Source organism: Bacteroidia bacterium (assembly GCA_025056095.1).
GTDB lineage: Bacteria > Bacteroidota > Bacteroidia > JANWVE01 > JANWVE01 > JANWVE01.
Map to the genome: position 1 here is coordinate 1 of JANWVW010000385.1, position 601 is coordinate 601.

2 protein-coding genes are annotated in these 601 nt (G+C 45.4%); both read right to left on the minus strand.

The window, feature by feature from the left end:
- The coding region (locus tag NZ519_14130) for a hypothetical protein (GenBank protein MCS7029890.1) at window positions 1-295 on the minus strand (295 nt) is incomplete at its 3' end.
- A 94-nt stretch (window positions 296-389) separates the two neighbouring features.
- On the minus strand, window positions 390-601 hold a 212-nt coding region (locus NZ519_14135; protein ID MCS7029891.1), incomplete at its 5' end, for a hypothetical protein.

Below are 601 nucleotides of genomic sequence, written 5' to 3' on the forward strand. Positions count from 1 at the left end.
CGGGGTCTTTGATGTCCTCGCATACGATGGAGTTCATGTCTATGACAAACTCGCCCCCTGTAATTTTGCCTCCTGTAACCTCCAGTGTGCCGCTTGCTACTTTCACCGTGCCATTGTGCTGACCTGTTACCTTCTTGCCCACCCAGCCAATGGTGGTAGCTTTGGGATTAATTTTGTAAACCTCCTTAGGGGAAACGAAGGCTGCCAGCGCTGCAACAGCCCACACAACACCTAGCGTTAAAAATGACTTTTTCATCTTGAACATCGGTTTAAAAACTATTTGATGTTTGAACATGAATCGTTCCAAAAATGTTTAGGGCTGCAGCCTCCTACACTTAGGAGAAAAGCGGTCCTAAAAGCGCAGAAATTTTGTACGAAAATCGAGCGGTTCATTGGTCAGGGCAGAGAAAAGCGGTCCTAAAAGCGCAGAAATGCCCTTTAGAGCGATTTTTTGGGAAGAGGTAGTGTTTTATACTTTCCAAGTTACTGATGCGTTGTAAGGGCGTTTTTTTTGCCTTAGAACGCAAGTAAGCAGGCTCATCACAGCTCAATGGAAAAAGCGGTCCTAAAGCGCAGAAATGCCCTTTAGAGCGATTTTTTG